Origin of the sequence: Streptomyces sp. NPDC000348 (assembly GCF_042898795.1) — a bacterium.
GTDB lineage: Bacteria > Actinomycetota > Actinomycetes > Streptomycetales > Streptomycetaceae > Streptomyces.
In genome coordinates this window covers 1-17,545 of sequence record NZ_JBIAZD010000007.1, presented here as the reverse complement: position 1 = coordinate 17,545, position 17,545 = coordinate 1, and the positions used below count along the sequence as shown (strand labels likewise).

The following is a 17,545-nucleotide window of genomic DNA, read 5'->3' as shown; positions in this document are numbered from 1 at the left end:
CCGCCGTGGGACGCGTCGCCGCCCTCGGGGAGCGGGCCCGCGTGGCCGGTCTGGCCCTGGCCGGGGCCGTCGTCCTCGTCGCCGACGACCCCGACGCCGTACGCCGGGCCTGGCGGAGCCTGCCGGACGGTATCGACCTGGTGATCCTCACCCCGGCCGCGGCCCGGGCACTGGAGTCCGGCTCCGCGGACGGCGGAGCCCGCCGTCCGCTGACCGCGGTGATGCCGTCATGACGAGCCGGGCCCCCGACCGGACGACGGACCCGCTCCACCCGGTGCGGGCGGGACTTCTGCGGACGACTCACGCCGATGCGGAAGCGCTCCTGTCCCGCACCGGGCGGGAGGCCGACGCCCTGCTCGGCCGGGCGCGCGCCGAGGCCCGCGCGATCCTCGAGGAGGCCCGGCGGCAGGGCGCGGCCGAGGGCGCGGACGCCGCCCGCGGCCTGCTCGTCGGGGCCCGGCGAGAGGCCAGGTCCCGCACGCTCGCCGCCCGCCGGGAGGCGTACGAGGAACTGCGCCGGGAGGCCACAGGACGGGTGAGGGGGCTGCGCGCGACGCGCGGGTACGCGCTGCTGCGGGAGCGGCTGGAACACCGGGCCCGGGCCCTGCTGGGGTCCGGCGCCGAGGTGAGCGAGCACCCCGACGGGGGCGTGGTGGCCCGGGCGCCGGGAAGGCGGGCCGACCTCTCGCTGACGGCGCTGGCCGACCGTGCTCTGGACCGGACGGGAGCGGAGGCGCGGAGCCTGTGGGAGCTGTGACGGAAGACGGCGGGAGGCGCCGCCGGCCGGCCGGCCGGCGGGAGGCCTCGCGGATCCTGCGTGTCACCGGGCCGCTGGTCGAGATGGAGTACACGGGCGGCATCGCGATGTACGACCTGGTCTCGATCGGCCCGGCCGGGCTGCCCGGCGAGGTCGTGGCCATCAGCGGCGACGTGGTCACCGTCCAGGCGTACGAGTACACCGGGGGCCTCGCTCCGGGACAGACGGCGCTGCCCCGGGGCCGTGCGCTGTCGGTGCGTCTCGGTCCGGAGCTGCTCGGCGGGATCTTCGACGGCCTGTTGCGTCCCCTGTCCGGGGCCGGTGACTGGCTGCTGCCCGGCGCGCGGCGGGCTGCGGCGGAGGAACGCACCTGGTCCTTCTCTCCCCTGGTGACGCGGGGCGAGGAGGTGGCCGGGGGCCGGGCGCTCGGGGAGATCCGCGACGCGGGGCCGGTCCCGGTGAAGGTCCTCGTGCCGCCCGGCGGCGACGGCACGGTCGAGGAGATCGCCGGCGCCGGGGCCCGGCCGGGTGACGCGGTGCTGGCCGTGGTGGGCGGCGCCGAGGTGACGGCCGGGACCCTGTGGCCGGTGCGCAGGCCGCGCCCGGTGCGGGAGCGCGTGGACGGCCACGAGGCCCTGGACACCGGCCAGCGGGTGATCGACCTGCTCTTCCCCGTGGCCCGGGGCGGCACGGTGGCGGTGCCCGGTGGATTCGGCACCGGCAAGACGGTGCTGCTGCAGCAGATCGCCAAGTGGTGCGACGCGGACGTCATCGTCTACGTCGGCTGCGGCGAACGCGGCAACGAGATGGCCGACGTCATCACCGAGCTGTCGCAGCTCCGGGACCCGCGCACCGGCGGACGCCTCGCGGACCGCACCGTGACGATCGCCAACACCTCCAACATGCCGATGATGGCCCGCGAGGCGAGCGTGTACACGGGGGTGACGGTCGCCGAGTACTTCCGGGACATGGGTCTGGACGTGGTCGTGATCGCCGACTCGACCTCCCGGTGGGCCGAGGCGCTGCGGGAGTTCGCCTCCCGCACCGGCGCGCTGCCCGCCGAGGAGGGCTACCCGGCCGGACTGGCCTCCGCCGTCGCGGCCTTCTACGAGCGGGCCGCCGCCGTGACCACGCTCGGCGGCGACCGGGGATCGGTGACCGTGATCGGCGCGGTGTCCCCGCCCGGCGGCGACATGACCGAACCGGTGACCGCGCACACCGAACGCTTCGTCCGCTGCCTGTGGACCCTCGACCGCGACCTCGCCTACGCCCGCCACTACCCGGCCGTCTCCTGGGCCGGGTCCTTCTCCCGGGACGCGCCGGTCCTCGCCGCCGGACACCGGGCGGCCGGCGACCCGGCGTGGGCCGTGCGCCGCGGCCGGGTGGGAGCGGTGCTGGCGGAGGCCGACCGGCTCGCCGACCTGGTGGACCTGATCGGCATCGCCGCCCTGCCCGCGCGGGAGCGCGTCAGCGTGCTGGCCGGGAGACTGGTCCGCGAGGGCGTGCTGCAGCAGAGCGCGCTGTCGGAGCGGGACGCGTACTGCGGGCCGGAGAAGACGGCCGCCCTGGCCGACGCCGTCCTCGCGGTCGCCGACCGCTGCCGCGAACTGGTGGACTCCGGCGTCCCGGCGGCCTCGGTCGAGCAGATCGACTTCGGCCCGCTGCTGCGCGCCCGCGAGGAGACCGGCCCCCAGGACGCCGCCGGGGTGGCGGCGCGGCGGGACGCGATGCTCGCCGTGCTGGGGGGCGTGCGGCCATGAGCCCGGCCGGTGGGATCGAGTACACCTCGGTGCGTGAACTGCGGGGACCGCTCGCGGTCGTCGAGGGCGTGAGCGGGATCGGCTGGGACGAGTACGTACGCATCACCCTCGCCTCGGGCGAACTCCGCCACGGCGTGGTCCTGGACGCCGACCGCGGCCTGGCGGTCGTCCAGGTGCTGGAGGGCACCGCGGGCATGGACCCGGAGGGCGTCCGGGCGGCCTTCTCGGGCAGCCCGCTGCGCGTCCCGGTCGGCACGGACTGGCTCGGCCGGGTCTGCAACGGCCGGGGCGAGCCCCTGGACGGCGGCCCGCCCGTCCTCGGCCCGTACGACGCCGAGGTGGGCGGCGCGCCCATCAACCCGGTGCGGCGCGAGCCGCCGTCCGAGCCGGTGCTCACCGGCGTCGGGGCCGTCGACGCCCTGACCACGCTGGTGCGCGGGCAGAAACTGCCGGTGTTCTCCGTGGCCGGACTGCCGCATCTGGAACTGGCCGCCCAGATCGCCGCGCAGGCCACCGCCGCCGGTGAGGCGTTCGGCGTGGTCTTCGCGGGCATGGGGCTCACCCACGCCGACGCCTCCTTCGTGCGCGACGCCCTGGAGGAGCGGTCGGCGGCCGGGGAACTGGTCCTGCTGCTGAACACCGCCGACGACCCGGTGATCGAACGGGTCCTCACCCCGCGCATCGCGCTCACCGTCGCCGAGCACCTCGCCTTCACCGAAGGACGGCACGTCCTGGTCGTGATGACGGACATGACCACGTACGCGGAGGCCCTGCGCGAGGTCTCCGCCGCCCGCGGGGAGATCCCCGCCCGCCGCGCCTACCCCGGCTACCTCTACAGCGACCTGGCCTCCCTGTACGAACGCTGCGGCCGCATCCGGGGGCGGCCCGGCTCGGTCACCGTGCTGCCGGTGCTCACCATGCCCGCGGGCGACATCACCCACCCCGTGCCCGACCTCACCGGTTACATCACCGAGGGCCAGATCGTGCTCTCGCCCGAGACGCACGCGCGCGGCGTCTACCCGCCGCTGGACGCCCTGTCCTCCCTCTCCCGGCTGATGCGCAAGGGCGCGGGGCCCGGCCGCACCCGCGACGACCACCTCGACGTCGCGGCCCAGCTGCTGGCCGCCCTGGCCCGCGCGCGGCAGGTGCGCGATCTCGCGGACCTGGTCGGCCGGGCGGCACTGAGCCCCACCGACCGCCGCTACCTGGACTACGAGGAGGTGTTCCTGCGGGACTTCGCCGACCAGCGCAGCGACGAACCGCGCGACCTCGACACCTCTCTGGAACGCGGCTGGCGGGCCCTGCTCGTCCTGCCCCGCAGCCAGCTCTCCATGCTCCCCGTCCCCCTCCTCGACGCCCACGGGGCGAAGGACGCCCCGGACGCGGAGGGGTCCCGGTGACCGGCGCACGCCGTACGCCACCCGGTCGTGCGGGACGCCTGCGGCTGCGGCACAGCCTCGATGTCGCCGAGCGCGGAGCCGGCCTGCTGGAGCAGAAGCTGCGCATCCTGCGCTCCGAGCACCAGCGGCTGCTGCGCGCGGAGCGGGAAGCCGCCCGCGCCTGGCGCGACCTCCTGGCGGAGGCCGAGAGGTGGCTGCTGCGGGGGCTGCTCCTGGGCGGGGAACAGGCCCTCGACTCGGCCGCCGCGGGCATCGGCCCCGCCGAGGTCACGGTGGACTGGGCCACCTCCATGGGCGTGCACCACCCTGCGGCGGTCTCCCTGTCCGTACCGGCCCGTCCGCCCACCGCCGCCGCCCCCGCCAACACGGCCCTCGCACACGCCGAGGCGGCCTACGGCCGTGCCGTGCGCGCCGCGGCCGAGTACGCGGCGGCCCGCGCCGCCGCCCGGCTGGTGGGCGCGGAGGTCGACGGCACCCGGCACCGGGTCCGTGCCCTGCGGCGCCACTGGATCCCCCGCCTGCGGGAGGCCCTGGACCGGAGCGACCTCGCCCTGGAACAGGCCGAGCACGAGGACGGCGTCCGGCGGCGCTGGGCCGCCCGGCGATGACCGCTCCCCACGCCGGCGGTCGGGGCCCGTCACGGGACGGCGCCGGGGAAGCCCCACGGACCCGGGGGTCGCCTGGGAGCCGGTCGGCGGTCGTGGTGGCCGCTCGTCCCCGTGCGGCGGAGCGTGGCCGGGGTGAATCTGGAGGTGAGGGGTGACGGCGTCGGTGCGAAGGAGGCAGGGTGAGCGGTCTGGTGGTCGTGGGCGTGGACGGTTCGGCGTCGGGTCTCGCCGCGGTGGAGGTCGCCGCGCGGGAGGCACGGTTGCGCGGGGCCGGGCTGCGGTTGGTGCACGCGTTCGTCCGGCCCGCGACGCACGTGCCCCTGGGGCCGTCGGCGCTGGGACCGCCGGAGGGCGGGCTGCAGAACATGGTGGACCGCCTGGTGGCCGAGGCGGTCGACCGGGCGCGGGCAGCGGTGCCGGACGTCGATGTCAGTCATGTCGTGGTCACCGGTGAGCCGTTGACCGTCCTGGAGGCGCAGTCGCGTGCCGCGGAGCTGGTGGTGGTCGGCTGCCGGGGCATGGGCGGGTTCGTCGGGCTGCTGGTGGGGTCGACGGCGGTGCATCTGGCGGCGCACGGCCGGTGCCCGGTGCTGGTCGTGCGCGAGCAGCCGCCCGCCGGCGGTCCGATCGTGCTGGGCGTCGACGGCTCGGCCGCGGGGCGGGAGGCCGTCGGTTTCGCCTTCGCCGAGGCCGCGCTGCGGAACGCGCCGTTGGTGGCGCTGCACACCTGGACCACGTGGAACGCGCCGATGCCCGCCCCGCAGGATCCGTCGGTGCCGTACGCGAACCCGCCGGGAGCGCTGGCCGAGGAGGAGGAGCGGCTGCTGTCCGAGGCGCTCGCCGGACAGCGGGAGCGCCACCCGGGTGTGGTGGTGGAACACCGGGTGGTGCACGGCGGGACGCGGGAGGAGCTGATCGAGGCGAGCCGCTCCGCTCAGCTGGTGGTGGTCGGTGCGCGGGGGCGCGGTGGTTTCGCCGGGCTGCTGCTGGGCTCGGTCAGCCAGGCCCTGCTGCATCACGCGCACTGTCCGGTCGCGGTGGTGCGGGGAGCGGGAGAGCGTCGCTGAGGCGCCTGTCGCGCGCTCCGGCACCCGGCGGGGGGCGGTTCACTGGAACGCCGCGTGGATCTCGTGTTCGGTCGCGGAGTGCGAGACGAGCAGGAGCTCGTCCCCGGCCCGCAGGCGGACGTCCGGATCCGGCACGGTGGGCTGTCCGTCGCGGACGATCGTCGCGACGACCGTCCCTTCGGGCAGACTGATCTCGCCCAGGGCCCGGCCCACCGCTCTGGACCGCGGCGTGATGGCCGTTTCGATGACGTCGATGCCGGCCTTGCTGAGCCGCAGCAGGGCGACCGTGTCGGTGGCCCCGGTGGCCTCCTCGATGAGGGAGATCAGCGGCGTGGCGGCGGGTACGGCGACGTCGACGCCCCAGCGCGCGTCGAACAGCCAGGCGTTGTCGGCGTCGTTGACGCGGGCGGCCACCCGGGGCACCGAGAACCGCCGTTTGGCGAGCAGGCCGATGACGAGGTTGTCTTCGTCGTCACCGGTGGTGGCGACGACCAGGTCGGCGGTCAGCGCACCGGCGTGTTCCAGGAGGGCCGGTTCGCACGCGTCCCCGGTGACGAGCAGCACGCCCGGGACGCGGCCCCGGAGTTCGGCCACACGGTCGTCGTCGACGTCGATCAGCGTGACCTTGTTGCGGGCCGCGGAGAGCACCTGGGCGATCTGGGTGCCGAGGCGTCCCGCGCCGGCGATGAGCACGTTCACGTCCCCAGCTCCTTGTCGAGGAAGTCGCGCAGCCTGCCGAGCGCGGTGGCCGCGACGGCGAAGGTGACCAGGTCGCCGGCGTGCGCGGGCGTGCTGTGCGCGGGGATGAAGGAGCGGCCCGCGCGGGTGACCTCGACGACGCGGATCTCGCCGTCGACGTCGAACTCCGTCAGCCGCCGGCCGGCGAGGTAGTCGGGCAGATCGGAGCGGACGAGCAGGGTCTCTCCGTTGCCGAAGCTGAGTTCGGGGCTCAGGTCGCGGTGCAGCAGCATCCGGTGGATCCGCTGCACGGTCCAGCGGACGCCGGCGATGGTGGGGATGCCGAGGTCCCGGTAGAGGTCGGCGCGCCGGGGATCGTAGACGCGGGCGAGGACGATGGGCACCCGGTAGGTCTCCTTCGCCGTCCGCGCGCCGACGATGTTGCTGTTGTCGTCCGAGGTGACGGCGACGAAGGCGTCCGCGTGCTCGATCCCGGCGGCCCCGAGCACCGCGCGGCTGTAGCCGTTGCCCTCGTGGAAGCGGATGCGCGGGCTGTCGGGCAGCCGCCGGGCCGTTCGGGGGCGCCGGTCGACGACGTCCACCTCGTGCCCCTCCGCGGCGAGCAGACCGGCGAGGGTGGAGCCCACCCGTCCGCAGCCGACCACGATCACCTTCACCGCGGGCCTCCCTTCCGGCGGTCGGCGCGGCGCAGCCACCCCTTGCGGGCCTCGTCCGCGAGCAGGGGCAGGGTGCCGAGCCCGGCCAGGACCGCCCAGTCGGCGGCGTCGAGCGGGGCGGTGTTGAAGACGGCCTGCAGGGGCGGCAGATAGCTGATCGCGGCCATGAGGGCGACGCCGAAGCCGCCCGCCGCCAGCAGGGCGGGGTTGGTCGCCAGTCCCACCGACAGGATGCTCCGGCGGTCCGTGCGCACGGTGAGCGCGTTGAAGAACTGGCTGAGCACGATACCGGCCTGGACCATGGTGACCGCCTCCTGGTAGGCGAGGGTGTCCTCGGTGAAGTCGTCGAACGGGATGCCCGAGGAACCGACGTGCCAGAAGAACACGGCGCTCACACAGGCCGCCTGAACGCCGCCGAGGAACAGGATCCGCCCCACCACGGCGGCCGAGAACAGCCGCTCGTGACGGGAGCGCGGCGGGCGGTCCATCACATCGGGTTCGGGGGGCTCCGCTCCCAGGGCCAGGGCGGGCAGTACGTCGGATCCCAGATCGATCGCCAGGATCTGCACCGCGCTGATGGGCACCAGCGGGAACCCGACGAAGGTCGCCACCAGGATCGGGACCAGCTCCCCGATGTTGTGACTGAAGAGGTAGACGAGGAACTTGCGGATGTTCTGGTAGACCGCCCGTCCGAGCCGCACCGCGGCGGCGATGGACGCGAACGAGTCGTCCAGCAGCACCATCGAGGCCGCCTCCCGGGCGACGTCGGTCCCCGACGCCCCCATCGCCACGCCGATGTCCGCGTGCTTGAGCGCCGGGGCGTCGTTCGCTCCGTCCCCGGTGACCGCCACCACCTCGCCGCGCCGCTGGAAGGCGGTGACCACGCGCATCTTGTGCTCCGGGCTGACCCGGCACAGCAGCAGCTCGGACGGCTCGGCGAGGAGCGAGTCGAGCGCCTCGTCGTCCATCGCGTCGAGCCGGGCGCCCGTCACCACGACCGGGTCCGGGCGCCGTACGATCCCCACCCGGCGGGCCACGGCCTCCCCGGTCAGCGGGTGGTCGCCGGTGACCATGACGACCCGGATGCCGGCCCGGCGGCAGGCGGCGACCGCGTCGGTGACCTCCGGACGCGGCGGGTCCAGCATGCCGACCAGTCCCAGCAGGGTCAGCGCCGACTCGGCCTCCCGCTGCGCCGGGCGGGGCCCGTCCAGCGCGCGCCGCGCGACGGCCAGCACCCGCAGCCCCTGCGACGCCAGCTCGTCACCCGCCGCGGCGACCGCCGCCCGGTCCGTCCCGGTCAGCGGCCCGCGCCGCCCGTCCCACTCCACGCCGGTGCACCGCGCCAGCAGCTCTCCGGGGGCTCCTTTGACGTATGCCCGGTAGCCCGCGCCGGTCTTGTGCACCGTGGTCATCAGCTTGCGGTCCGAGTCGAAGGGGAACTCCGTCACCCGCGGCGCGGCCGCCTCCTCCGCGCCCGGGTCCAGGCCGGCCTTGGCCGCGACGACGAGCAGTGCTCCCTCCGTGGTGTCGCCGAGCACCCGCCAGTGCTCCCGGGGGCCCGCGGGCGGGACCAGCCGGGCGTTGCAGCACAGGCTCGCCACCCGCAGCAGCTCGCGCACCGGCGCGGCGTCGGCGACCTCGCCGCCCGGCTCGTACCCCACCCCGCTCACGGGGTGCGGTACGCCTCCCGCCCACACCTGGGTGACGGTCATCTCCGCCTGGGTGAGCGTCCCCGTCTTGTCCGTGCACACGACGGTGGTCGACCCGAGTGCCTCCACCGCCAGCAGCTGTTTGATCAGGGCGTGGCGGCGTGCCATCCGCCGCACCCCGATCGACAGCGACACCGAGAGGGTGGCGGGCAGCCCTTCCGGCACCAGCGCCACCATCACACCCAGCGCGAACACGAACAGGGTCACCACGGACTCCCCGGTGGGCAGCCGCACGGCGAACATCAGGGCGCCGATCGCCAGGGCGGCCCCCGCCACCCGGCGGGCCATGGAGGCGACCTGGAGCTGCAGCGGGGTCTTCTGCCGCGGGGCGGCCGCGGCCAGCCGGTAGATCCGCCCGAACTCGGTCGCCGCGCCGGAGGCGAAGACCACGGCCCGCCCGGCCCCGGCGACGACGTCGGTTCCCATGAAGACGCAGTTGCGGGCCTCCAGCGGCGGCCCCGCCGCCACCGGATCGGCGGTGCGGCCCACGGCGTTGCTCTCCCCGGTCAGCGGCGCGTTGTTCACGGCCAGCTCGTGCGCTTCGACCACCCGGCAGTCCGCCGGCACCGCGTCGCCGGCCTCCAGCACCACCACGTCTCCCGGCACCACGTCCCGGGCCGGCAGCTCCAGCCGCTCACCGCCGCGCAGCACCCGGCAGGCGTGGGGCACCATCGCCTCCAGCGCCTGGGCCGTCCGCTCCGCCGAGTACTCCTGGGCGAAACCGATCGCGGCGTTCAGCACCACGACGCCCAGGATCGCCACCGCCAGCTGCGCGGTGCCCGCGTCCCGCGGCTCCTCCAGCCCATACGCCAGGAAGGTGATCCCCGACGCGACGATCAGCACCACCGCGAAGAGGTCCGTGAACTGCGCGCCCAGCTGCCGCCACACGGCGCGGCGCCCCGCACGGGGCAGTTCGTTGGCCCCGTACTCCTCCAGCCTGGCCCGGGCCTGCGCTCCCGGCAGCCCGCGCCGTGACGTGCCCAGCGCGGCGAAGACCTCGTCGGCGGGGAGTTCCGGTACCGGAGGACGCAGACCGGCACCGGACGCGGCACCGGCTGCCTCGTCCTTCCCCCCGCCCGGCACCAGCGGTTCCGTACCGGTGTCCATCAACCGCCCCCGTACGGTGCCGGCGTCCTCGTCGCCGGCACGCCCGGCCGGGGGGTCCCGGGTGAGGATGCCACGACGGGCTCCGGGGGGACCGACGGCCGTCCCGCCGGTCCGCCGCCCGGGTCCGGGGCCGGGGCCGTCCGCCGCCTCACGTCGGGACCGTGATGACGGGGCAGCGGGCGTGGTGCAGTACTCCCTGGCTCACCGAGCCCAGCAGCATGCCCGTGAAACCTCCGCGCCCCCGGGTTCCCACGACCAGGCCCAGGGCGTGTTGCGAGGCTTCCGTCAGCACCTGCACCGGATGGCCGCGGACGACCTCGTGGTGCAGTTCCACGTCCGGGTGCGCCGCGGTGCGGCCCGCGACCGTCTCCGACAGCACGCGGCGGCCCTCCTGCAGCGCGGCGTCCTCGTCCAGCACGCCGAGGAGCGGCGGATGCCACACGTACAGCGCCCGCAGGAGCGCTCCGCGCAGGGCCGCCTCCTCGAACGCCACGTCCACCGCCGCGGCCGCGTGCTCACTGCCGTCGACGCCGACCACGACGTACGCGGGCTGCTGGGCGATGTGCTCCGGCTCCGGCACGACCACGACCGGGCAGGGAGCGTGGGCGGTGAGCGGGAGCGCCACGGAGGCGGAGGAGAACATCCCGCGCCGCTTGCTCAGGTGCCAGGAACCCACCACCACCAGGGAGGCGTTGCGCGCCTCCTCGCGCAGGACCCACGCCGGCTCTCCTTCCGCCAGCAGCGTCGACACCTCCACCGCCGGCTGCCTGGACGCCACGAAGGAGACCGCCTCCTCGAGCGTCCGATCACCCAGGCCGTGCAGCGCCCGGTTCCACTCCTCCCAGGACGGCCGCACCTCCCCCGACCGGTATCCGCCGGTCGGCGCGCCCTGGGCGTGGACGAGCCGCAGCGCCAGACCCCGTCGGTCCGCCTCGTCGGCGGCCCAGGACAGGGCCAGCCGCTTCGAGGGATCGGGATCGACGCCCACCACGATCGGCCGACGCCCGTCCGTACCGGTCATGGCACCTCCAGAGGATCCGCGCACCGTTCGTTCTCCGTCCCTCCAGCCTCGCCTCCACCGCCGGGTGCCGCCACGCCACGGCTCGCCGGGGACGCGGCCGGGCACGCGTCCGCCCGTGGGGGCGGGGCGCGCTGCCGGACGCCGGTGGCGTCGCCGCCGTCGCCTTGCCGAACCGCCCCGCGCACCCGTTCGGGGGTACCGTGGCCGGCAGACGGTCACCGTGGTCGCCGGCGTACGCGCCGGGGAGCCGGCCGGACCCCGGCCACGTCCTGTGCGCGCCGGTCACCACGCGCGCGTCCGGGCAGGGGGACGTACCCTCGGCGAGGTGACGTCATGAACGTGCTCGTCGGATACGCGACCGCCCACGGCTCCACCCGGGCGATCGCCGAAAGAGCGGCCGTCGTCCTGCGCGACGCGGGGCTGGCGGCGGAGGCCAGGCCCGTGACCGAGGTCGAGGACGCCGGCGCCTACCGGGCGTTCGTCCTCGGCAGCGCCGTGCACGGGCAGCGCTGGCTGCGACCGGCCAGGGACTTCGTACGGGACCACCTGGACGTACTCGTCCCCCGCCCGGTGTGGATCTTCAGCGTCGGGATGCCGGCCGCGCTGCGCGGACCGTGGCGGCGCATGGCTCCCCGGGAGGTGCCGGTGATCGAGAAGGACCTGCCGCCGGGCCTGGTGTACCGGAGCCACCGTCTGTTCTCCGGCGTCGTCGAGCGGGATCAGCTGCCTCCCACCGGACGCCTGCTGTTGCGCCTGGTGGGCGGACGGTTCGGCGACTTCCGCGACTGGGAGGCCGTCGACGCCTGGGCCGCCGGCATCGCCGGGGAGCTACGAGCGGGCGGCTGACGGCGCGGAGGACCGGCCGGCCGTCTCCGTACCCGCCGGCCCGCCTCCGCTGGCGCGGCGGCGCGGGTCCCGGCAGCGTGGAAGTGCCGGGAGTGACGACTGCTGAGTGAGGTGGCCATGCAATCCTCCGAGGTACCACGGGTGGTCGTGGGCGTGGACGGATCCCCTTCGTCGTACGCCGCACTGCGGTGGGCGGACCGCTACGCGCGAGGCGTCGGCGGTGCCGTGGAGGCGATCTGCGTCTGGGAGACGCCGTCCTCCAGGGGCTGGAGCGGGCCCGCGATCGATCCCGAGTTCGACCTGGAGCAGGCCGGGGAGCGTTTCGCGGGGGAACTGCACGCGGTCTTCCCCGGCGGTCCGCCCGCCGGGCTGACAAAGCACCTCGTCGAGGGCGATCCGTCGGAGGTGCTGATCCGCGCTTCGGAGGGGGCCGCGCTCCTCGTCGTGGGCCGCCGGGGGCGGGGCGGCTTCGCCCGGGCGATGCTGGGGTCGGTCAGCCAGCGCTGCGCCCAGCACGCGGCCTGCCCCGTCGTCGTGGTCCGCCGGGAGGACGATCCCGCCCACTGACCCGCCTCGGCGGAAGGCCGCGCGGCTCTCCGGCCCGGCCGCCGGTCGGGGGAGGCCGGGCGCCGACGGGCGGTTCGTCCGGGGCGTGGGCCGCCGGGCGCCCGGGTACGGCGACGGACGCCGGCCCGCCGGTGGAGCCGCCCCGGGCTCCGTGACCCCGGAGCCCGGCTGTGGGCGCGGCACCTTCGCGACGGGACGGAGGAGGCCGGCCTGTGGGTGGTCAGCCGGGACTCGCCTCCGGCTCCGGGGCCGCCGCGTCGGCGGGGGCGCCGCGGACCTCCAGCTCGATCTCCGGGGCCCGGGCCAGCGTGTTGGTCACCGTGCAGTGCGCGACCACCGCGCGCAGGGCGGGCAGCCGTCGCGGTGGCAGGGCCGGGGCCAGGACGGTCAGGGAGAGGCCGGCGACACGGGCGGGCCGGTCGTCGGCCATGCGGAACTCCGCGCGGACGGACAGACCGTCCCGGCCGACCCCGTGGCGGTCCAGGAAGCGTCCCGCGTAGTGCGCCGCGCAGGAGGCGACCGCCGCCACGAGGAGTTCCACGGGCGTGGGCGCGGTGTCCTTGCCCCCGTCGGACAGCGGCTGGTCCACCGTCAGGACGTGGCCGCGCACCCGTACCTCGAAGGAGTCACCCGCGATCGGCACCACCTCGGCCGCTCCGGGCGGTCCGGCGGGTGCCGGATCGACGGCGGCGGCCTGGAAGAGCAGCAGCCCGGCGAGGCGACGGGCCTCCTCGGCGGTGAGGGAGGCCCACAGCTCGCCCTCGTCATGGGGCGCGAAGGACGTGTCCAGCACGACGCGTCCCATGTGGGCGGGCAGTCCCCGCGGGGCGAAGCGGGTGACGTCGATGGTGCGGCCACAGCGCGTTCGGATCTTCATCTCGGCTCCCTGTCGGCTGTTTCCCCCCGCGACGGCCGGACACTTCCAGTTCACCGCCGTACCGCCGGAGATGCCCGGGGCCGAACGGCCCCTGCCGTGTCCCCTGGGTCCCGGTGACGGCGGGAGCGTCCGCCGCGGGCGGTCAGGCGTTCCCGGCGGGGGTGCCGCGACGTCCGGCCGGCCGCGATCACCACCCGCAGCGTGTGCCTGTCCCCCCGCCGGCCGGGACCGGTGGACGGCTCGGGGGTCGTGCCCCGGTCGGCCCAGGTCCGTTGGTCGGCGGGCCCGCCCGCAGCGACCCTTGACGTGGCGGCTCGTGCCCACCGGCTGTCCGCCCGTCCCTCTGCCGCCCGGGTACGGGAAGAAGCACCGAACATGAGGAGACTGCCGTCATGGAGATGCCCGTCGTGAACGAATGCTCGGTCGACGACTGTGCCTACAACCGGAACCACGTCTGTCACGCCCTGGCCATCACGGTCGGCGACGTACGGCACCCGCGGTGCGACACCTTCTTCACCTCCTCGGCCAAGGGCGGTGACCCGTCCACCACCGGCCGGGTCGGCGCCTGCAAGGTCTCCGGCTGCCGGCACAACGTCGACTTCGAATGCCGCGCCCCCGGCATCACCGTGGGCTTCCAGCAGAGCGAGGTCGACTGCCTGACGTACGCCACGGCCTAGACCCGTCGGGCTCACCGCGCAGCTCGTGGGCGGGCCTCCGGGCCTTCCCGCCGCGCACGGCCATCGGACGCCGCGGCCGGCTTCGTCCATTTCCGGGGACAGCGTTCGTCGACGGGCCGCGGAGACAGCCGGTGGTCGGCCGGCCGGTGGAGGCCGGCGAGAAACGACGGCGTCCGCCCGGCGTCCGCCTGACCCCGGATACGGCTGTCGCCACCTCGGGTGGCGGGAGTCGGAGAAGCGGGTGACGGCTCCCCGGCCTCCGGAGTGGCCTCACCCCGGTACGGAGCAGGGCCCGTACGACCGGTGACGGTCGACGGGCCCGGCGCTTGCGCGCTCAGGGTGAGGGGCCGCGGAACGGTCAGTGGCGAAAGCGGCCGGGATCACTGCTCCCGCGGTGAGCGCCGGCGTCGCGAGGACGACCGGACGCGCGGCGGCGGGCTCCGCTATTCGGCCACCACCGTGTCCGCCGGCCCCTCCGGAGCGGCCGAGCCAGTGGTCGTCACCGAAGTGCCGTCCTTCCCGTCCTGGGCGTCCAGGTCGCGCAGTACGGGCAGGAGCAGTACCACCAGGGCGACGACGCCCCAGGCCACGGCCAGGAGGGCGCCGGTCTGACGGAGGCCGAGCCAGTCGACGAGGAGGCCGGCGGCAAGGGTACCGAGAGGGATCGCCGTCAGGGAAACCGCGTTCTGGAGGCCGAGGACGCGGCCCCGGACCTCCTCCGGGATCCGCTCGGTGACGAGTACGAGGAACAGGGCGGGCAAAGGGCCCGCGCCGAAGCCGGCCAGGACGGCCGCGGCCAGCATCAGCGGGATCGGCGGAAGGAGTGCGAGGCCCACGATGCCGAGCGTGGAGGTGAGCTGGGCCGCGAGGAAAACCGTGCGACGTGACAAGCGCGCACCCACGGCGGCGTACACCCCCGCACCCGCGATCCCGCCGACGGCCAGGCAGGACATCACCAGCCCCAGGCCGCCCGGCGAGTCCTTGCCGACGAGGTACACCGGCAGGACCAGGTTCTGCAGGGGTGCGAGGACGATGATGCTGCCCGCCGACACCAGAGTGATCGCGCCCAGCAACCGGTCGCGCCGCAGCACGCCGAGTCCGCGCGTGACATCGGTCAGCAGGCTGCCACCCTCCGCGGACGGCACCGACTGCGCGCCGACGTCCTTCGACAGCGTCATCGTGACGAGTGCGGCGAGGGCGGAACACGCGGCGGTGAGCCACAGCACCGTGATCGGGTCCACGAACATGATGAGTGCGCCGGCCGCTGCGGGGCCGAGGACCACCACACCGCCGCCGATGCTCTCCCGCAGCCCGGCCAGCCGCTCCATGCCGCACCCGGTGGCGGAGGCGATATCAGCGGCCAGTGCCTCCCTCGCGGTCATCCCCGGTACGTCGCAGACCGCACCGGCGACACCGAGCACCACGAACCAGGCGACCGTCAGGCCGGTCAGCCCGTCGACCACCGGCAGTGCCGCGACGCACACGGCGGATGCCAGGTCGGCGGCCGCCGACAGCCGCCGTCGGCCGAGCCGGTCGATCAGCACGCCTCCGGCCACCGCCGACACCAGCATGGGCAGTGCGCTCGCGGCGGCGACCAGGCCGACCGCCGAGGCGTCTTTGGTCCGTAGAAGCACCAACCAGGGCAGGGCAATGGCCGCCACAGTGTTTCCGAGCAGGGACAGCCCATGGGAGAGGAGGTAGCGGATCAACATCGGGTCAGTGTCGCAGCGCGGCAAGGTGACACCCCCGGGGCCGTGGCGTGATTGCCCCGCCCCGGACGGCGTCGTTCCCGGCAGGATGCGATGTCCCGGAGCGATCGGGGGCCCGGTTTCGTCTGAAAGGGGATCCTCCGACAGGGGGGCTCAGGTGCGCCCGGCAGCGCCGAAGGCGTACCGGGAGATGTGGCCGATCCGCCCGAGCACCGGCAGCCGGGACATGACATCGGTATCGAGCCGGAGGCGGAGCCGCAGTGCGAGCGGGAGGTGGCGCAAGTCGGCGCCGGCCGCGGTCGCGTAGGCGCTGACAGACTTGACCAGGCGCAGGCCCGGTACGTCCCGCTCCAGCTCGCGCGGGTCGTCCACGCCCCATGCCAGCCGAGCGCCGGTCCGGCGGAAGAGCGTCATGGAGCGCGTGGACCGGACGGCGAACCGGGAGTAGGTGTCGAAAACCATCTCCCCGCGGGGGAAGCGCCCCACGAGGCCGCGCAGTACCCGCGGTCCCTCGTCGGCGGCGAGGTACATGGTGAGGCCTTCGGCCACCACGAGGACCGGCCGGTCGGTGGGGATCCGGTCCTGCCAGCCGGGTTCCGTGACGGACGCGGCGACGGTCTCGTGGCCGGGCCGCGGCGGGTAAAGCCGCTCGCGCAGTTCGATGACCTCCGGCTGGTCCACGTCGTACCAGCGCACTCCCGGGCCAGGGGCGATCCGCTGGACTCTGCTGTCCAGACCGCAGCCGAGGTGCAGCACGGTGGCCGAGGGCTGGGTGGAGAGGAAGCCTCTGACACACCGGTCGAAGAAGCGTGCCCGGAGCGCGACGCCCACGGCGCTGGACTGCCCCATCCCAAGGCGGCCGAAATCATAGTCCAGCCTGTCCAGGAGTTCGGTGGCCGTCGTGTCGGCGAGGAGTGGCTGGGGCGAACGGGCATCGAGTGCGCGGGCGTAGAGCGGAGCGAGCAGTGTTTCCGCTGAGCCGGTGAGTGAAACCTTCATTTTTCGCCCCGTCCGCCGGAAAAGCACGCTGTACGGCAGGCCGTGCGGCGCCCCTGACGAGGTGGCGTGGAAAAGAGATCAAGGCCGGATGGTGACTGCCGGCCCCCTTCCCCCAGGTGGCGCCGTCGGATGGAGAATACGCCGGTGGCCAGGTCGGACATGCTTCCTGCCTTTCTGTATCGGTATCTTTCGACGACGGGAGCGGTGGCGGGAAATCTCCACTGTCCGGATATACCCGATGCTTCGCGGTCGCGATGACACAGCCGCATCAGCCGGTCGCGGACTCTAGGCGACATTCCTGGTGTCCGCAAGATCGCGGAAGTCGGTTCCGGTCGACCGGACGGTTGGCGAAAAACCTCGTAGACGCACACCGGGCTTGGATTAGCGTTGTTCTGCCGGCTGGTGGATATCAGCCTCCCGTCGCCCGTGAAGCGATTCGGCGTGGCGCACTGCAAGCACTCCCGGCGATTTTTCGCCAAGATTTACTTGGGCTTGACAGAAAATTGTGCGCTCAATAAATCTGGATGGGCCGTTGCAACTCGACTCGGGGAGAGGGTTCCGTGACCAAAGCCCGAAGCGTCTCTCTTGTTTCCATGCCGTGGAACAGTGCGATACGGCCGTCGATTCAAGTGGGCATATTGCGCACGGTCGCGGAGACTGAAGGGTGGCACGTTGACGCCAATTACGCCTATCTTGATTTCTACGGGCTGGCCCGGCGAATGCTCGAATTCACCGAGGACAAGTGGGCAGAGGCCTATGAGCTTGTCTCCGAAAAGCTGTACCACTTGGCGGTCGGCGACTGGATCTTCACCTGCCGCCGTGGAGACGCCGACCGGCGTGCGGAGTACTTCGGCCAGTTACGCGCCCTGCGCGTCGACGACGCGACGATCGCCCTGATCGACTCGTTGCGGGAGGTGGCCGACCGGCATGTCGAGGAGACGGCCGCCGCTCTGCTCGCGTCCGCCCCCGACGTCATCGGCTTCACCTCGATGTTCAGCCAGAACGGTCCGACGCTCGCGGTGGCCGAGCGGCTGCGGAAGGCCGGTTACGGCGGTGTGATCGTGATGGGCGGCAGCAACTGCGAGG

Annotated in this window: 16 protein-coding genes and 1 pseudogene; 10 read left to right on the top strand and 7 right to left on the bottom strand. The window is 74.4% G+C overall.

Annotation, left to right across the window (positions count from 1 at the left end; genetic code table 11):
• Positions 1–5 precede the first annotated feature (5 nt).
• The 6 genes from ACFY3N_RS15680 to ACFY3N_RS15655 all read left to right on the top strand — a co-directional run bounded on the left by ACFY3N_RS15680 (position 6) and on the right by ACFY3N_RS15655 (position 5,592).
• Complete coding sequence (locus ACFY3N_RS15680) at positions 6–233, top strand: hypothetical protein (RefSeq protein ID WP_390817223.1); 228 nt, start codon at positions 6–8, stop codon at positions 231–233.
• Positions 230–757: a hypothetical protein gene (locus ACFY3N_RS15675; protein ID WP_390817222.1), complete on the top strand. Its 528-nt coding sequence runs from the start codon at positions 230–232 to the stop codon at positions 755–757. The genes ACFY3N_RS15680 and ACFY3N_RS15675 overlap by 4 nt, the downstream gene beginning before the upstream one ends.
• Entirely contained in the window at positions 754–2,517 is a 1,764-nt protein-coding gene (locus ACFY3N_RS15670; RefSeq protein WP_390817221.1) for a V-type ATP synthase subunit A, read from the top strand. Before ACFY3N_RS15675 ends, ACFY3N_RS15670 begins: the two co-directional genes overlap by 4 nt.
• The gene (locus tag ACFY3N_RS15665; protein ID WP_390817220.1) at positions 2,514–3,917 is read left to right on the top strand and encodes a V-type ATP synthase subunit B; all 1,404 of its coding nucleotides are present in this window, start codon (positions 2,514–2,516) and stop codon (positions 3,915–3,917) included. Before ACFY3N_RS15670 ends, ACFY3N_RS15665 begins: the two co-directional genes overlap by 4 nt.
• Positions 3,914–4,525 (top strand): V-type ATP synthase subunit D, encoded by a 612-nt coding sequence (locus tag ACFY3N_RS15660; RefSeq protein ID WP_390817219.1) that lies wholly within the window; start codon positions 3,914–3,916, stop codon positions 4,523–4,525. The genes ACFY3N_RS15665 and ACFY3N_RS15660 overlap by 4 nt, the downstream gene beginning before the upstream one ends.
• A 179-nt stretch (positions 4,526–4,704) precedes the next feature.
• Positions 4,705–5,592: a universal stress protein gene (locus ACFY3N_RS15655; protein ID WP_390817218.1), complete on the top strand. Its 888-nt coding sequence runs from the start codon at positions 4,705–4,707 to the stop codon at positions 5,590–5,592.
• Between the two features lie 39 nt (positions 5,593–5,631).
• On the opposite strand, the gene ACFY3N_RS15650 is transcribed toward ACFY3N_RS15655, so the two are convergent.
• The 4 genes from ACFY3N_RS15650 to ACFY3N_RS15635 form a co-directional block, all read right to left on the bottom strand.
• Positions 5,632–6,291 carry a potassium channel family protein gene (locus ACFY3N_RS15650; protein ID WP_390817217.1) on the bottom strand — a complete coding sequence of 220 codons (660 nt, stop codon included), beginning with the start codon at positions 6,289–6,291 and terminating at the stop codon, positions 5,632–5,634.
• A complete protein-coding gene (locus ACFY3N_RS15645; protein ID WP_390817216.1) occupies positions 6,288–6,947 on the bottom strand; it encodes a potassium channel family protein in 660 nt (219 codons plus the stop codon). The genes ACFY3N_RS15650 and ACFY3N_RS15645 overlap by 4 nt, the downstream gene beginning before the upstream one ends.
• Positions 6,944–9,763 (bottom strand): cation-translocating P-type ATPase, encoded by a 2,820-nt coding sequence (locus ACFY3N_RS15640; RefSeq protein WP_390817215.1) that lies wholly within the window; start codon positions 9,761–9,763, stop codon positions 6,944–6,946. The genes ACFY3N_RS15645 and ACFY3N_RS15640 overlap by 4 nt, the downstream gene beginning before the upstream one ends.
• A 148-nt stretch (positions 9,764–9,911) precedes the next feature.
• The gene (locus ACFY3N_RS15635; protein WP_390817214.1) at positions 9,912–10,784 is read right to left on the bottom strand and encodes a universal stress protein; all 873 of its coding nucleotides are present in this window, start codon (positions 10,782–10,784) and stop codon (positions 9,912–9,914) included.
• Between the two features lie 333 nt (positions 10,785–11,117).
• Between ACFY3N_RS15635 and ACFY3N_RS15630 the strand changes: the two genes are divergently transcribed.
• Both ACFY3N_RS15630 and ACFY3N_RS15625 read left to right on the top strand, forming a co-directional pair.
• On the top strand, positions 11,118–11,630 hold the full coding sequence (locus ACFY3N_RS15630; protein WP_390817213.1) for a flavodoxin domain-containing protein: 513 nt from the start codon (positions 11,118–11,120) through the stop codon (positions 11,628–11,630).
• Between the two features lie 117 nt (positions 11,631–11,747).
• Positions 11,748–12,197 carry a universal stress protein gene (locus ACFY3N_RS15625; RefSeq protein ID WP_390817212.1) on the top strand — a complete coding sequence of 150 codons (450 nt, stop codon included), beginning with the start codon at positions 11,748–11,750 and terminating at the stop codon, positions 12,195–12,197.
• Between the two features lie 220 nt (positions 12,198–12,417).
• On the opposite strand, the gene ACFY3N_RS15620 is transcribed toward ACFY3N_RS15625, so the two are convergent.
• The gene (locus tag ACFY3N_RS15620) at positions 12,418–13,074 is read right to left on the bottom strand and encodes an OsmC family protein (protein WP_390817211.1); all 657 of its coding nucleotides are present in this window, start codon (positions 13,072–13,074) and stop codon (positions 12,418–12,420) included.
• A gap of 392 nt (positions 13,075–13,466) precedes the next feature.
• Between ACFY3N_RS15620 and ACFY3N_RS15615 the strand changes: the two genes are divergently transcribed.
• Positions 13,467–13,751 (top strand): DUF1540 domain-containing protein, encoded by a 285-nt coding sequence (locus tag ACFY3N_RS15615; RefSeq protein WP_390817210.1) that lies wholly within the window; start codon positions 13,467–13,469, stop codon positions 13,749–13,751.
• 443 nt (positions 13,752–14,194) lie between these two features.
• On the opposite strand, the gene ACFY3N_RS15610 is transcribed toward ACFY3N_RS15615, so the two are convergent.
• Positions 14,195–15,463 (bottom strand): MFS transporter, encoded by a 1,269-nt coding sequence (locus ACFY3N_RS15610; protein ID WP_390817209.1) that lies wholly within the window; start codon positions 15,461–15,463, stop codon positions 14,195–14,197.
• 150 nt (positions 15,464–15,613) lie between these two features.
• Complete coding sequence (locus tag ACFY3N_RS15605) at positions 15,614–16,459, bottom strand: class I SAM-dependent methyltransferase (protein ID WP_390817208.1); 846 nt, start codon at positions 16,457–16,459, stop codon at positions 15,614–15,616.
• Between the two features lie 593 nt (positions 16,460–17,052).
• Here ACFY3N_RS15605 and ACFY3N_RS15600 point away from each other — a divergent pair.
• Positions 17,053–17,545, top strand: a pseudogene (locus ACFY3N_RS15600) (RiPP maturation radical SAM protein 1); the annotation flags it as partial.

Bases quoted from the DNA above. Each gene is read 5' to 3' on its own strand.
- ACFY3N_RS15675 (WP_390817222.1), top strand. From the start codon at position 230: ATGACGAGCCGGGCCCCCGACCGGACGACGGACCCGCTCCACCCGGTG.
- ACFY3N_RS15665 (WP_390817220.1), top strand. From the start codon at position 2,514: ATGAGCCCGGCCGGTGGGATCGAGTACACCTCGGTGCGTGAACTGCGG.
- ACFY3N_RS15640 (WP_390817215.1), bottom strand. From the start codon at position 9,763: ATGGACACCGGTACGGAACCGCTGGTGCCGGGCGGGGGGAAGGACGAG.
- ACFY3N_RS15635 (WP_390817214.1), bottom strand. From the start codon at position 10,784: ATGACCGGTACGGACGGGCGTCGGCCGATCGTGGTGGGCGTCGATCCC.
- ACFY3N_RS15630 (WP_390817213.1), top strand. From the start codon at position 11,118: ATGAACGTGCTCGTCGGATACGCGACCGCCCACGGCTCCACCCGGGCG.
- ACFY3N_RS15625 (WP_390817212.1), top strand. From the start codon at position 11,748: ATGCAATCCTCCGAGGTACCACGGGTGGTCGTGGGCGTGGACGGATCC.
- ACFY3N_RS15620 (WP_390817211.1), bottom strand. From the start codon at position 13,074: ATGAAGATCCGAACGCGCTGTGGCCGCACCATCGACGTCACCCGCTTC.
- ACFY3N_RS15615 (WP_390817210.1), top strand. From the start codon at position 13,467: ATGGAGATGCCCGTCGTGAACGAATGCTCGGTCGACGACTGTGCCTAC.
- ACFY3N_RS15610 (WP_390817209.1), bottom strand. From the start codon at position 15,463: ATGTTGATCCGCTACCTCCTCTCCCATGGGCTGTCCCTGCTCGGAAAC.
- ACFY3N_RS15605 (WP_390817208.1), bottom strand. From the start codon at position 16,459: ATGAAGGTTTCACTCACCGGCTCAGCGGAAACACTGCTCGCTCCGCTC.